This window comes from Halomonas sp. ALS9 (assembly GCF_001651035.1).
Lineage (GTDB): Bacteria > Pseudomonadota > Gammaproteobacteria > Pseudomonadales > Halomonadaceae > Vreelandella.
In genome coordinates, this window is sequence record NZ_LXRG01000110.1 from 250,700 (window position 1) to 263,588 (window position 12,889).

At 54.6% G+C, this 12,889-nt stretch carries 10 protein-coding genes; all 10 read left to right on the forward strand.

Annotated elements, in window-relative coordinates; all coding sequences use genetic code 11:
* Nucleotides 1-16 precede the first annotated feature (16 nt).
* The 10 genes from A6R74_RS09380 (at nt 17) to A6R74_RS09425 (ending at nt 12,874) form a co-directional block, all read left to right on the forward strand.
* A complete protein-coding gene (locus tag A6R74_RS09380) occupies nt 17-496 on the forward strand; it encodes a TRAP transporter small permease (protein ID WP_064234247.1) in 480 nt (159 codons plus the stop codon).
* Nucleotides 486-1,790 carry a TRAP transporter large permease gene (locus A6R74_RS09385; protein ID WP_064234248.1) on the forward strand — a complete coding sequence of 435 codons (1,305 nt, stop codon included), beginning with the start codon at nt 486-488 and terminating at the stop codon, nt 1,788-1,790. The genes A6R74_RS09380 and A6R74_RS09385 overlap by 11 nt, the downstream gene beginning before the upstream one ends.
* Before the next feature lie 333 nt (nt 1,791-2,123).
* Nucleotides 2,124-3,104 carry a TAXI family TRAP transporter solute-binding subunit gene (locus tag A6R74_RS09390; RefSeq protein ID WP_064234249.1) on the forward strand — a complete coding sequence of 327 codons (981 nt, stop codon included), beginning with the start codon at nt 2,124-2,126 and terminating at the stop codon, nt 3,102-3,104.
* A gap of 137 nt (nt 3,105-3,241) precedes the next feature.
* Entirely contained in the window at nt 3,242-5,836 is a 2,595-nt protein-coding gene (locus A6R74_RS09395; RefSeq protein WP_064234250.1) for a TRAP transporter permease, read from the forward strand.
* A gap of 11 nt (nt 5,837-5,847) precedes the next feature.
* Nucleotides 5,848-6,276: a universal stress protein gene (locus A6R74_RS09400; protein WP_064234251.1), complete on the forward strand. Its 429-nt coding sequence runs from the start codon at nt 5,848-5,850 to the stop codon at nt 6,274-6,276.
* Between the two features lie 338 nt (nt 6,277-6,614).
* The gene (locus tag A6R74_RS09405; RefSeq protein WP_064234252.1) at nt 6,615-7,433 is read left to right on the forward strand and encodes a DUF2189 domain-containing protein; all 819 of its coding nucleotides are present in this window, start codon (nt 6,615-6,617) and stop codon (nt 7,431-7,433) included.
* A gap of 176 nt (nt 7,434-7,609) precedes the next feature.
* The gene (locus tag A6R74_RS09410; protein WP_064234253.1) at nt 7,610-8,107 is read left to right on the forward strand and encodes a molybdopterin-dependent oxidoreductase; all 498 of its coding nucleotides are present in this window, start codon (nt 7,610-7,612) and stop codon (nt 8,105-8,107) included.
* The gene (locus A6R74_RS09415) at nt 8,097-10,346 is read left to right on the forward strand and encodes a hybrid sensor histidine kinase/response regulator (RefSeq protein ID WP_064234254.1); all 2,250 of its coding nucleotides are present in this window, start codon (nt 8,097-8,099) and stop codon (nt 10,344-10,346) included. Before A6R74_RS09410 ends, A6R74_RS09415 begins: the two co-directional genes overlap by 11 nt.
* Nucleotides 10,327-11,493, forward strand: coding sequence for a nitric oxide-sensing protein NosP (nosP, locus tag A6R74_RS09420; protein ID WP_205634168.1), 1,167 nt, complete (start codon nt 10,327-10,329; stop codon nt 11,491-11,493). Before A6R74_RS09415 ends, nosP begins: the two co-directional genes overlap by 20 nt.
* Entirely contained in the window at nt 11,462-12,874 is a 1,413-nt protein-coding gene (locus tag A6R74_RS09425; RefSeq protein ID WP_064234256.1) for a hybrid sensor histidine kinase/response regulator, read from the forward strand. Before nosP ends, A6R74_RS09425 begins: the two co-directional genes overlap by 32 nt.
* Nucleotides 12,875-12,889: the final 15 nt, after the last annotated feature.

A 12,889-nucleotide genomic window follows, 5' to 3' on the forward strand; every position in this document is an offset into this window, starting at 1 on the left:
TTGCTGTGAGGCTGCCATGAAAGGCTTTCCTGATGCGCGCCCTGAGCGCTGGCTGGGCGCGCTGGCGTTAATCATTATTTCTTTGATTAGTTTAGGCAATGTCATTACACGCTACTTAACCGGCGGCTCTTTTTCATTTACCGAAGAATTTTCCGTATTTCTGCTCGTGGTGCTGACTTTTGCTGGCGCTTCCGTGGCACTGCGGCGTAACCGGCATATTCGTATCGGCTTTCTGGAGCGGGCACTGCCGCCCAAGTACCGCCGTGCGTTGATTCTGTTTCAAGCGCTTTGCGGCGCCATCGTACTGGGATTGATTACTTGGTACGGCTGCAAGTTAGCCTGGCAAGAGTATCAGTGGGAGTCGCTTTCGCCAGGGCTTGGGCTGCCCCAGTGGTGGTATTTAGTCTGGCTGCCGGTGCTTTCCGCGGCCATGTTCTGGCGCCTGTTCCAGCAAACCGTTGACCGTTTGACCGGGAGGCTCACCGATGAGCCCTGATATATGGATGATTCTGGCCTTTGCGGGGCTGCTGATAGCGGGTGTGCCGGTGGCGTTTTCATTGGCGCTTTCCGGGGCAGTTGGCATCGTGCTGGGGTTGTCGCCCGATATGCTGGCCACTATGGGTACCAACACCTACAACAGCATCGCCAAGTACCCGCTCATTGCGATTCCGCTGTTTATCTTAACGGGGCTTATTTTTGAGCGCTCCGGTGTGGCGCTGCGCTTGGTGCGTTTTGCTCAGGCCTTAATTGGTCCGCGCCATGGTGGTTTGGCGCTGGTCGCGGTGCTGGTGTGCATGATTATGGGTGGCATGAGTGGGTCAGGCCCCGCAGATGCGGCGGCGGTTGCTATGGTGATGCTGCCGAGTATGACCAAAGCGGGCTACCCCAAGCCGTTTTCCGCCACGCTAATAGCCGCCTCGGCGTCTACCGCTATTTTGATTCCTCCTTCAGTGGCGTTGATTCTCTACTCGATTGTGGTGCCGGGTGTCGATTTGCGCGCACTTTTCGCAGCGGGGCTATTTCCCGGCATTTTGGCGGGGCTGGCGCTGCTGGTGCCCGCTATGCTCGTTTCCAAACGCTACGGCTGGGAGGGCGGTACGCCGGTAGAGGGCGCCGAACGGCTTAGCGTACGCACTACGTTTAAACAGGCGATACCGGCGCTGTTTGCGCCAGTGCTGATCTTGGGTGGTTTGCGTTCGGGCCTGTTTACCCCTACCGAAGCAGCGGTCGTAGCCGTGGCTTATGGCGCGATTGTCGGGCTGTTTTTGACCCGCGAGCTGTCGCTGCGCGATTTATGGGAGCTACTGGGTGAGGCAGCGATTATTTCTGGTGTGGTGATGCTGATTATTGCTCTAGCGGGTATTTTCGCTTGGGCGGGCACCATGCTGGGTACTTTCCGCCACTTGGCCGAGTGGATTATCAGCCTGACCGATAACGGCGTGCTGCTACTGATTTTGGTGATGCTGGCGGTGCTGGTCGCCGGAATGCTGCTGGATGCGATCTCGATTTATCTAATCATGATGCCGATTCTGATTCCTGTGATGCAGCACTTTGAGTGGAACCCGGTGTGGTTTGGGATTTTATTGGCGATGAACATTGCCATTGGCCAGTTTACCCCGCCGGTGGCGGTCAATTTGATGGTGACCACTGAAGTGGCCAAAATTCGTTTGGAGCAAACCATCGGGTGGGCGCTGCTGTTTGTGGTCGCCATGGGCTGTGCCTTGGCATTGGTGGCTATATTTCCGGCCATCGCGCTGTGGCTGCCCAGCGTGCTGGGCTATAACGTTTGATGGAGGCCGCTTAGCCCATTGCAACGGTGGCATAGTAATTAACGCTCCCTAAACGATGAAGACCGCTACACTGAGTATTAGACGTCAGCGAAGCGCATTTTTTAGCGCATTACATTTCGCTAATTAGGTTTTTTTCGCTAAAGTAGGGATATCAGGTAGTCCGAGGGATGCCTGTAACAGCTTGTCTTCAAAATAGATTGTCTTAAAAAAAGATCGTCTTAAGAAGCGTTTTGGAGCAAGGCCACCTGGGGAACGGTTCATCAGGTGAGACCAAAGCGCACGATGCTTGCACTGTCCAATACGCTCATAACATCAATATAAAGAGGTGTGTTCATGAAACGCCATGTATTTTCCACTACTGCCTTCTCCGGTGCGCTACTTGCCGCCGCTGCCTTTGCCTCACCGGCAATGGCACAGGATAACGAGCAATTCATCACCATCGGCACCGGTGGCCAAACAGGTGTGTATTACGTGGTCGGTCAGTCGATTTGTCGTCTGGTAAATCGTTTGGAAGACTCCAATATCAAGTGTAATGCACCTTCCACTGGCGGTTCCGTCGCCAATATTAATGGCATCAAGTCCGGCGAGTTGGACATGGGTGTCGCGCAATCCGATGTGCAGTATCAGGCCTACAATGGCACTGGGAATTTCGAAGGCGACGCCTATGAAGACCTGCGGGCCGTGTTCCGCGTTCACGGTGAGCCTTTGACCCTGCTAGCGCGTGCTGATTCAGGCATCGAGACCCTTGATGATTTGGAAGGCAAGCGCGTCAATATTGGTAATCCAGGCTCAGGCCAGCGCAACACCATGGAAGTGGTGATGAACGCCAAGGGCTGGACCGAAGATACCTTCTCGCTGGCATCTCAGCTTGATGCTGCCGAGCAGGCTGCGGCACTCTCCGACAATAATGTCGATGCCATGGTGTATGTGGTTGGCCACCCCAATGGCTCCATTCAGGAAGCGACCACCACCGTTGATTCCCGCCTGATTCCGCTGAATGACGAAGACATTCAGGGCATTGTTGAGGAATACCCCTATTACTCCGCATCGGTCATTCCGGGCGGTCTGTATCGCGGCAATGACGAAGATGTCGAAACCTTTGGTGTGGCAGCGACCTTTGTAACCACCGCTGAGGCCGATGAAGAGATTATTTATCAGACCGTTAAAGCGGTTTTTGACAATTTTGATCGCTTCAAGCGCCTGCATCCGGCCTTCGAAAACCTGGATCCGGAAGAAATGGTGACTCAGGGGCTTTCCGCACCGTTGCATGATGGAGCGGCGCGTTACTACCGTGAACAAGGCTGGATCGAGTAATCCTGTAGCCTGAGGTATTGCTACCTTTGTAAGGAATGCGCGGTGACCCGAGGGTGCCGCGCATTTTGGTTTTGAATGTTGATGGGGCATTTCGATATGGCAATTAAGCGTCAATCGACTCGGAGCAGGGCAGGCATATGACAGACGATAAGAACAGGCCTTCGGGAGCCGGAGTAGACTTGGAGGATATGGTCGCCTCCAGCGACACGGGAGCCCGTAAACCAGCCGGTATGCCTGGGAAGCTATTGGTAAGCATTGCGGCAGCGTGGTCTCTTTTTCAACTGTGGATCGCTTCCCCAGTGCCCTTTATTCTGGGTTTTGGTGTCTTTAATGCCACGGAAGCCCGCTCTATTCACTTAGCCTTTGCGCTGTTTCTGGCGTATATGGCCTATCCGGCACTCAAGCGCTCGCCTCGTGACCGTGTGCCAATCCAGGATTGGGTGCTTGCCGCGGCGGCGGCCTTTTGTGGCGCTTACATGTTCATGTTTTACGAGCAGTTATCTCAGCGCCCCGGTGCGCCGATACTGCAGGACGTCATTATTGGTATAGCCGGGATATTATTATTACTTGAAGCGACGCGTCGCGCGCTTGGCCCGCCGTTAATGATCGTGGCGTCGGTGTTTCTTATCTATAGCCTGGCTGGCCCTTGGATGCCGGGTATTCTTTCCCATGGTGGGGTAAGTCTCTTCGGCTTGATTAACCACCAGTGGTTGACGACACAGGGGGTCTTCGGCATTGCCCTAGGGGTCTCAACCAGCTTCGTTTTCCTGTTTGTACTGTTCGGTGCTTTGCTCGATAAGGCTGGCGCCGGTAACTACTTTATCAAGGTGGCGTTCTCGCTGCTCGGGCACTATCGCGGCGGGCCAGCGAAGGCCGCTGTGGTGGCCTCGGCCATGACCGGGCTGATTTCCGGCTCTTCGATTGCCAATGTGGTGACCACCGGTACCTTTACGGTGCCGATGATGAAACGTGTCGGTTTCTCAGCTGAAAAGGCCGGTGCTGTCGAAGTAGCGTCATCGGTCAACGGGCAGATTATGCCTCCGGTGATGGGGGCGGCCGCTTTCCTAATGGTCGAGTATGTCGGTATCTCTTATGTTGAGGTCATCAAACATGCCTTCCTGCCAGCGCTAATTTCCTATATTGCACTGGTCTATATCGTTCACCTGGAAGCCCTAAAGGCCAATATGCAGGGGCTTCAAAGCAGCAACCCCCCTAAGCCGCTGGTCAACAAAGTGATCGGTTTTCTCGGTGGTTTACTGCTCATGATGGTCACCGCCCTGGCGGTCTATTACGGCCTTGGCTGGCTCAAGCCGGTACTGGGCGATGCGACGCCCTGGGTGGTAGCGGTTGGGTTGACGGTCATCTATATCGCCCTGCTCAAGCTGGCGGCGGGTTACCCCGAACTCGAGCTTGATGATCCTAACGAGCCGATCTTTTCGCTGCCGCAAACCAAGCCGACGGTACTGGTGGGTTTGCAGTACATCCTGCCGGTTGTTGTGCTGGTCTGGTGTCTGATGGTAGAGCGTTTGTCCCCAGGGCTGTCGGCTTTCTGGGCCACGGTGTTTATGATCTTTATCATTCTCACTCAGCGTCCTATCACTTCCATCTTCCGAGGTCGCAGCGATATGCGTGCGGATCTGCGTGAAGGCGCTATGGATCTATGGAGCGGCCTAGTCACCGGTGCCCGCAACATGATCGGTATCGGCATCGCCACGGCCACCGCCGGTATTATCGTTGGGGCTGTATCGCAGACCGGGGTGGGGCTTGTGCTGGCTGAAGTGGTAGAAACCCTTGCTATGGGCAATCTAATGCTGATCTTGCTGCTTACTGCAGTGCTTAGCTTGATTCTCGGCATGGGGCTGCCCACGACGGCTAACTATATCGTCGTATCGGCGCTGTTGGCGCCGGTCATTGTCAGTTTGGGTGCTCAAAACGGCTTGTTGGTACCGTTGATTGCGGTACACCTGTTCGTGTTCTACTTCGGTATCATGGCTGACGTTACGCCGCCGGTGGGGCTTGCGTCCTTTGCAGCGGCGGCTGTATCGGGTGGCGATCCGATTCGAACCGGTTTCCAGGCGTTCTATTACAGCCTACGCACTGCGGCACTACCGTTTTTGTTCATCTTTAATACCGACCTGCTGCTCATTGATGTGACCTTCCTTCAGGGGGTGCTGATTTTTGTGGTGTCGACCATTGCCATGCTGATCTTCGCCGCGGCGACCCAGGGCTTCATGATTACCCGCAACCGCTGGTATGAGTCTGTCGTGTTGCTGCTGATTGCGTTTACGCTGTTCCGGCCCGGTTTCTGGATGGATATGATCCATGATCCCTACGAATCGATACCGCCTGCGCAGTTCGTCGAAGCGCTGGGCGAGGTCGACGAAGACTCCACCTTGCGCTTGCAGATCGCGGGTCTCAATGATTATGGCGATCCCATGACTACCTACATGACTCTACCGGTGCCTGATGGCGAAACAGGCCAGGAGCGGCTCGATAACCTGGGCATGGAGCTGTTTATTGAAGACGGCAAGACTACCGTTGATATGGTGACCTACGGCAGCCAGGCGGCAGAACTTGGTTTCGATTTTGATCAAGAAATCATCGAAGTACTGGCTCCCGTCGACCGCTGGACGAAAGAGCTCATGTGGATTCCTGCCTTCCTGGTCTTTGGGTTGATTGTTTTGATGCAGCGCCGACGTCGTGACAACACGTCAGCCACTGCCACTGCATGAAGGAGAGGGCTATGTATAGCAAGATCATGTTGCCGGTGGATCTGAACGAGGAGTCTTCTTGGTCGAAGGCGCTGCCTACCGCCCTGACGTTATGTCGGACGTTCGGTGCCTCGCTGCATGTGGTGACGGTGCTACCTGACTATCGCATGCCCATGGTGGGCTCCTATTTCCCCAAGGACTTCACTGAAAAAGCGCATGCGGCGATCACCGCGGCGCTTCACGCCTTCATCAAGGCGAATGTGCCTGACGACATTCAGGTACAAAGTGTCATTGTGGATGGTTCACCCTGGGAGGCGATTATTAAGTCAGGCAAAAAGTTGGATGTCGACCTGATCGTTATGGCCTCCCATACCAAGCGAAAATTTGTCGATTACGTGCTCGGCCCCAATGCAGAGCACGTGGTGCACCATGCCAAAATGTCGGTAATGATTGTGCGCTAGAAGCCGCGATTGTGCAGAGCGAACCGCATAGGAAAAACCAAGAACTCCGGGCAGCTAGCTCGGAGTTTTTTATGGCAGTCGATAACGCTTTTTGACTATATCTGTTTTTACTAACGCAGCAATTTAATTGGTGCTTTGTGGGCATTTCGTGGATTTTTTGTACGTGTATCTCAAAGTGCCACTCATTGAGAGCCCTGTTCAGCTACATTAATAAGGTATTAAAAGATAATGTTTAGCCATTAAATTGGCATTAATACCGTCAGCGGGTAACCAGCGTTGATGTGTTTGAGGTAAATCCTGAATCCAGGATCTATATCAGGAACAACAGGAGTGATGCCATGAATGCGGCTACAACAAAAACAAATCACCATGCGGATCAGCCCAGCGTTAAAATCAGTATCAATAAGGTCGGTTTGGATCGCCCCAGGGCGTGGTTGGCTGCAGGCGTCGAGGATTTTCGCCATGCGACGGTAGTGAGCCTCTCTTATGGCATGTTTTGGGTGGGCCTTAGTATTGCGATTACCCTCGGTGCTTTCACAATGGGATATTGGTACTGGCTGCTGCCCATGATTGCAGGGTTTATGTTTATTGGCCCGTTGGTAGCGGTTGGTTCTTATGGTATCAGCCGGGCATTGGAGCGAGGTCAAGTGCCTAACCTCGGTGATGCATTTGGCAGTTGGAAGCCCCATGCAGGGCAGTTGGCGATGATGGGCGTTATGATGATGATCTTCTTCCTCGCCTGGATTCGTTTGGCCACGCTGCTATTTGCGCTATTTTTTGGTTTTGAAGTGCCCAGTCCCGCTTCGCTCTATACCGCGTTACTGACCACCTCAGAAGGTTTGGGTATGTTGGCTGTTGGCACGGTAGCTGGCGGCATTCTTGCCTTTGGTGCTTTCGCTATCAGCGTTGTAGCGATCCCTACGCTGATGGATCAAGACTTAACCTTTATGGAGGGTATTGAGGCCAGCGTTCGTTGTGTCGCGCGTAATTTTCGCGTGATGCTGTTGTGGGCAATAATTCTTACCCTGTGTGTGTTGGTGGGTGTGATGACGTTCTACATTGGGTTGGCGTTGATCTTGCCCGTATTAGGCCACGCCAGCTGGCACGCCTATGAGGATTTAGTGCGCATTGAACCGTTTGAGAAAATTAAATCGTAACCCAACAGTAAACAGTTAATAACGCTCTGGTTGCTAAATGTAGCGCCGAAAAACAGTATTTACCCTGACCTTTTCAAGAAGATAGCGTAGTCTTTACGCTATCTTCTTCTATTGCCCCTGGCTGGTAAAACCAGAGGGTGATCTTGCCTGAGGTGTGCACTGTGAAAGCGTTGTTAATGGGGTGGGTCGTGCTGATGTTCAGCACTCCCCTGGCGGGGCTTGCTGAATCAGCCGACCACTTAAACGTGCCTGACGGGCCCGTAATATTAAGCGTCAGCGGTAATATTGAACACACGAACGTTGGTAGTGAGGCTCAATTTGATCGTGCCATGTTAGCGGAATTACCACAGCATGAGTTTGAGACCACCACGCCATGGACAGAGGGCAGTAGTCGCTATAGTGGCCCTTTAATGCGTGATTTAGTGGCATTGTTAAACCCAGAGTGTGATGCCGTTCACGTCTCCGCGCTGAACGGCTATGAAGCCGAAATCCCGGTCAGTGATTTTAAAGATCACGATGTCATTTTAGCCATGACAAAGGATGGTGAGGCGATCCCCATTCGGGAATACGGTCCTCTATGGGTGCTTTACCCCTTCGATCAAGATGAAACGCTATTAAGCGAAAAAATACGCTTTAGAGCGGTATGGCAGGTTATGCGTATTAATGTTCTCTAGTGCTTCTAATGCGCAGGCCTTGAGCCTACTGCGTTATCCCCGTCGGTTTAAGCTCGTTGCCATTATTGCGGTGTTGCTGTTTGCTGCGGCACTGGTCGTTGCCACCTTGGCTGCGTGGCGGCAGGAAAATCTCACTCAAAGCTTGCGGGAAGACACCGCTTGGGTTGTCTATAAGTTGGACCGCGATGCGGTACAGCTACTGAACCATTTATTGGCAGTGGCTCGGGAGCCGTTATCGCCTAGGGAACATGAAGAGCTAAATCTTCGCTTTGAGTTGCTCTATAGCCGCATAACGCTGCTTAACGATGGTGAAGTCAGCAATCTTATGCAGCAGATTGATACTGCCCGTGAACTGCTGAGCCAAATCCACCAGCAGCTCGATGTGCTGGATATTATGTTTACTCCCTACAATGCGCTCGAGCTTAATCAGTTGCCTGTAGCGGCGTTGGAGGATGAGTTACAGGCGTTAACGCGGCTAACTGAACGGTTGGTTATTGCGATTAACGGCTATTTAGCTGAATCGGCGACGGAAGAGCGTGCTCAGCTTAGCCTGCTTTACAAGCTACTCATGAGCCTGATTATTGGCATGAGCTTAGCGGCCTTCCTGGTGATTGCCTTTTTGGTACGTGAAATGCGTGAAAGCGCGGCGATTAGGCGGAGTCAGGAGCAGCTAGGCCGCCAGCTGGAAGTCACCGCCAAACAGGCCCAGGCGGCGAATCAAGCCAAGTCTGACTTTTTAGCCATGGTCAGTCATGAAATTCGCACGCCGCTCAACGGCGTTATCGGCATGAGTGAGTTGTTACGCGAATCAGCGAGCCCTGCCCAAGTAGAAGATTACGCCCATACGATCCACGATAGCGCCAATCAACTGCTGGCGATGATCAATGAGATTCTTGATTTCTCAAAAATCGAAGCCGGTCACTTAACCCTTGAAACATCGCCCACGGAACTCAAACCGCTAGTTGATAGCGTAGTGGTGCTATTTGCGCCACGAGCAAAAATGAAAGGGCTGGCGCTGACGGTTAACGTGGATACGCTGGTGCCAGCTTGGGTGCTAGTCGATGCCGGTCGATTGAGGCAAATTTTACTTAATCTTATTGCTAATGCGATCAAATTCACCGATCACGGTGAAGTCAGTGTGCGAGTCTCCTCAACGGTGGAGCAGCTACTTTTCGAGATCAGTGATACCGGCTGTGGTCTAAGCGAACAGCAACAGCAACGCTTGTTTGAGCCCTTTCAGCAGGCGGATGCGTCGGTGGCTCGTCGGTTTGGGGGCACGGGGCTAGGGCTAGCCATTTGCAAACGGCTAAGCGAAGCCATGCAAGGGCGCTTAGGGGTAAAAAGTGCGCCAGGCCAAGGTAGCACTTTCTGGTGCGAGTTGCCCTTGATCATCGCTGACCCCGTAACAACATCACTGCCCCCAGCACCCAAGCGGGACTTTACTGGCACGACGCTATTGCTGGTAGAGGATAACGCTGTTAACCGCAAAGTCGCGATGGGCCTATTGGCGCGCTTGGGTTGTGATATTGTCTGGGCTGAGAGTGGTCATGATGCCCTGGCCATGGCCCAGTCGCAGCAGGTGCATCTGATATTTATGGATATTCAATTGCCCGATATGGATGGCCTGACGGTCACTAAGCGTTTGCGCGAACAGGGCGGCTGGTTAGCCAATGTGCCGATCGTCGCCATGACGGCCGGTGGCGCCGAAGATGACCGACAACGCTGCCTGGCCGCGGGTATGAATGATTACATCACCAAGCCGCTGTCGCTTTCTGCATTAAGTAACATACTGGCATTACAGCTTTTTGCGACCCCGGATGCATCTTTAAGGGCGCTAGCGGCGTCTCCGACGCTATCCGGGGAGCACTCGTTGCTTAATAGCGACACCCTATGCATGCTGAAAACGACGCTGGGGGAAGCGAGCATGATCCAGCTAATCATGCTTTACCACCAGCAGGTAAGCGATTACTCCGCTCAATTGGCGGCGTGCTTGGCTGCAGCCCCCTTAACACCAGAACAGCAACAGCAGGTCGTGCGACTTGCTCACCAGTTGCGCGGCGAGTCACTGAGTATGGGGGCCGACCAGCTTGCCGAACGGGCAAAGCAGCTTGAGCTATTAGCCAAAACGCAGCGGGCCACAGCCACGCAGCTTGATGAAGTATTCAGCACATTAAGGCTCGCAGCGGCGCATACGCATGCTGCACTGGAGAGGTGGAGCCGTGACCACGTATCAGGCTGAGCAGGGTATTCTCACTGCGACCAGCCAGCAGACCAATGCTGACCAGGCCGCGCCGGAGCTAGCCGACGCTTTACGCCACGAATACTTGGGTTTCGTGCTGTTTTTCTGTAGCGCAGAGTATGATTTAGCGGCCCTGGCCGACGCACTGGAAAGCTGCTTCCCCACCACGCCGCTAAGTGGCTGTACTACTGCTGGAGAAATAACGCCTGCCGGGTATGATCGCGGCTCCATCGTGGCCATAGGATTTGATCGCCGCCTGTTTGCCATTGAAACGGCGCTGATTGATGACCTTGAGCATTTTGAACTGGCCAACGCTCAACCGCTGGTGGATACGCTGTTGGAGCAGTGCCGCCAACAGGCTATTGCGCCGATTAACGAGCATAGCTTTGCGCTGACCCTGCTGGATGGCTTATCCAGTCGTGAAGAACAGGTGCTCGCTACCTTGGACGCCGCGCTAGGGCGTATCCCCAGTTTTGGCGGCTCGGCGGGCGACGACAACCACCTTAGCCATACCCATGTGTATACTGCTGGGCGCTTTCATACCCGTGCAGCGGTGGTGGTGATGATCAATACTCGGCTGCCTTTTGAAGTTTTCTCAACCCACCACTTAATCCCATTGACCCACAAGCTGGTGGTAACCGAGGCTGATCGTGAGCAGCGGCGGGTTATTGAACTCAATGGGTTACCCGCCGCCCAGGTTTATGCTGAGCTGGTAGGTATGGCGCCTGCGCAGCTTAGCCCCGCCGTTTTTGCCCGCCACCCACTCGCCGTACGCATCGGCGGGCAGCACTATGTGCGCTCCATTCAGCGCGTTAATAGTGACAGTAGCTTGAATTTTTACTGCGCAGTGGAAAAAGGCATTGTGCTCACGGCCATGCAACCAACACCGCTGTTGGATGATCTCAAAGTGATGCTCGCCGGGGTGAACGCCAGGCTGGGAGCACCGAACATGATTATTGGCTGCGACTGTTTTTTGCGCCGCATGGAGCTTGAGGCGCTGCAGCAACTGGATCAGGCATCGCAACTGCTGCGCCAAGCAGGTGTCGTGGGCTTCAATACCTATGGCGAACAGCATCACGGCATGCATGTGAATCAAACGTTTACGGGGGTGGCGTTTGGATCTCTTCCAGCTAACGACAACCACTGACGCGGCTGAACGCGCAGTCGCTGCAGAGGGTACGAATGAGACGGACGTTGCAGCGCTGCAGGAAGAGAACCGCCGACTGCGTAAAGTGTGCCAAGCGCTGATGGAACGGGTGGAAACCGGGGGCGGTGCTGATCCGGCCCCCTATGCGGCGTTTGAGCGCTCTGTGTTACTTGCCGAGCAGGTGCGTGAGCGCACCGACGCGCTGCACCGGACCTTGGACGAACTGAGCCAAGTCAATACGCGCCTACTGGCCGCGAAAGCCGAAGCCGAAGCCGCTAATTTATCCAAAACAAAATTCCTGGCGGCGGTCAGCCACGACCTGCTACAGCCATTAAACGCTGCCCGGCTGTTCGCCAGCGCCTTAGAGACGCACTCCCTGCCGGACGCTTCGCAAGCCTTAGTGGGCCATATTGGGCGCTCGCTAAAAGATGTTGAAGGGCTTATCGGCACGCTAGTGGATATTTCGCGCCTGGACGCTGGGGTGCTTCACGCCGATAAAGCGCCTTTCGCGGTGAGCACGCTGCTTGATGCGCTAGCCGAAGAGTATCGCCAAGTGGCGGGGGTGCGGGGCCTGGCGCTTCATTATGTGCCTTCCAGCGCGGTGGTTGAGTCAGATTTGGCGCTGCTGGCGCGGGTGATACGCAACTTCTTAAGCAACGCAGTACGTTACACCGAGCAGGGCCGGGTGCTGCTGGGCTGTCGGCGCAGGCGGGATGGCCTGGAGATTATGGTGGGCGATACCGGCCCCGGCATTCCCGAACAGCAGCGCGACGCCATTTTTCTTGAGTTCCGACGCGCTAACCAGCCTAACAGCGCCCACAGCCGCGGCTTGGGTCTGGGACTGGCTATCGTCGATCGTATCAGCATCATGCTGGAGCAGCCGATATCGCTGACCTCACGCCCCGGCGTGGGCGCGCTATTTTCGATTACCGTGCCCTATGCAACGGCGTCGATTCCCTCAGTGAGCAACACGCCTAGCGCGATGCTGCCTGCTACTGGCGAGGATGCGTTGAGCGGCTGTGTCATTTGGGTAATTGATGACGACCTGGCCATTATTGAAGGCATGCAGGCGCTGCTGGGCAGTTGGGGGTGCAGGGTGAGGGCGGCTGCCACGGTAAGTGCATTGGAGGCTGCCAGCGACGGTGAGCGCCCGGCAGTATTACTGGTGGACTACCATTTGGGCGAGCATCGCGAAACCGGTATTGAGCTGGCCGCACGCTTGCAGCGGCGTTACCCAGGCCTGGCAGCGGTGGTGATTACCGCCAATCACGAGGCGGAAATTAAGCGTGCCACCCGTGAAGCAGGCATGCACTGCTTGCTCAAACCCTTAAAGCCCCTGCGGCTGCGCATGCTGCTTGGCACACTGCTCAATAAAACCTAAATAAAGACTAATAGC

What these genes read in the sequence shown, in the direction of transcription:
- A6R74_RS09380 (WP_064234247.1), top strand. Translation starts at nt 17, where the DNA reads ATGAAAGGCTTTCCTGATGCGCGCCCTGAGCGCTGGCTGGGCGCGCTG.
- A6R74_RS09385 (WP_064234248.1), top strand. Translation starts at nt 486, where the DNA reads ATGAGCCCTGATATATGGATGATTCTGGCCTTTGCGGGGCTGCTGATA.
- A6R74_RS09390 (WP_064234249.1), top strand. Translation starts at nt 2,124, where the DNA reads ATGAAACGCCATGTATTTTCCACTACTGCCTTCTCCGGTGCGCTACTT.
- A6R74_RS09395 (WP_064234250.1), top strand. Translation starts at nt 3,242, where the DNA reads ATGACAGACGATAAGAACAGGCCTTCGGGAGCCGGAGTAGACTTGGAG.
- A6R74_RS09400 (WP_064234251.1), top strand. Translation starts at nt 5,848, where the DNA reads ATGTATAGCAAGATCATGTTGCCGGTGGATCTGAACGAGGAGTCTTCT.
- A6R74_RS09405 (WP_064234252.1), top strand. Translation starts at nt 6,615, where the DNA reads ATGAATGCGGCTACAACAAAAACAAATCACCATGCGGATCAGCCCAGC.
- A6R74_RS09410 (WP_064234253.1), top strand. Translation starts at nt 7,610, where the DNA reads ATGGGGTGGGTCGTGCTGATGTTCAGCACTCCCCTGGCGGGGCTTGCT.
- A6R74_RS09415 (WP_064234254.1), top strand. Translation starts at nt 8,097, where the DNA reads ATGTTCTCTAGTGCTTCTAATGCGCAGGCCTTGAGCCTACTGCGTTAT.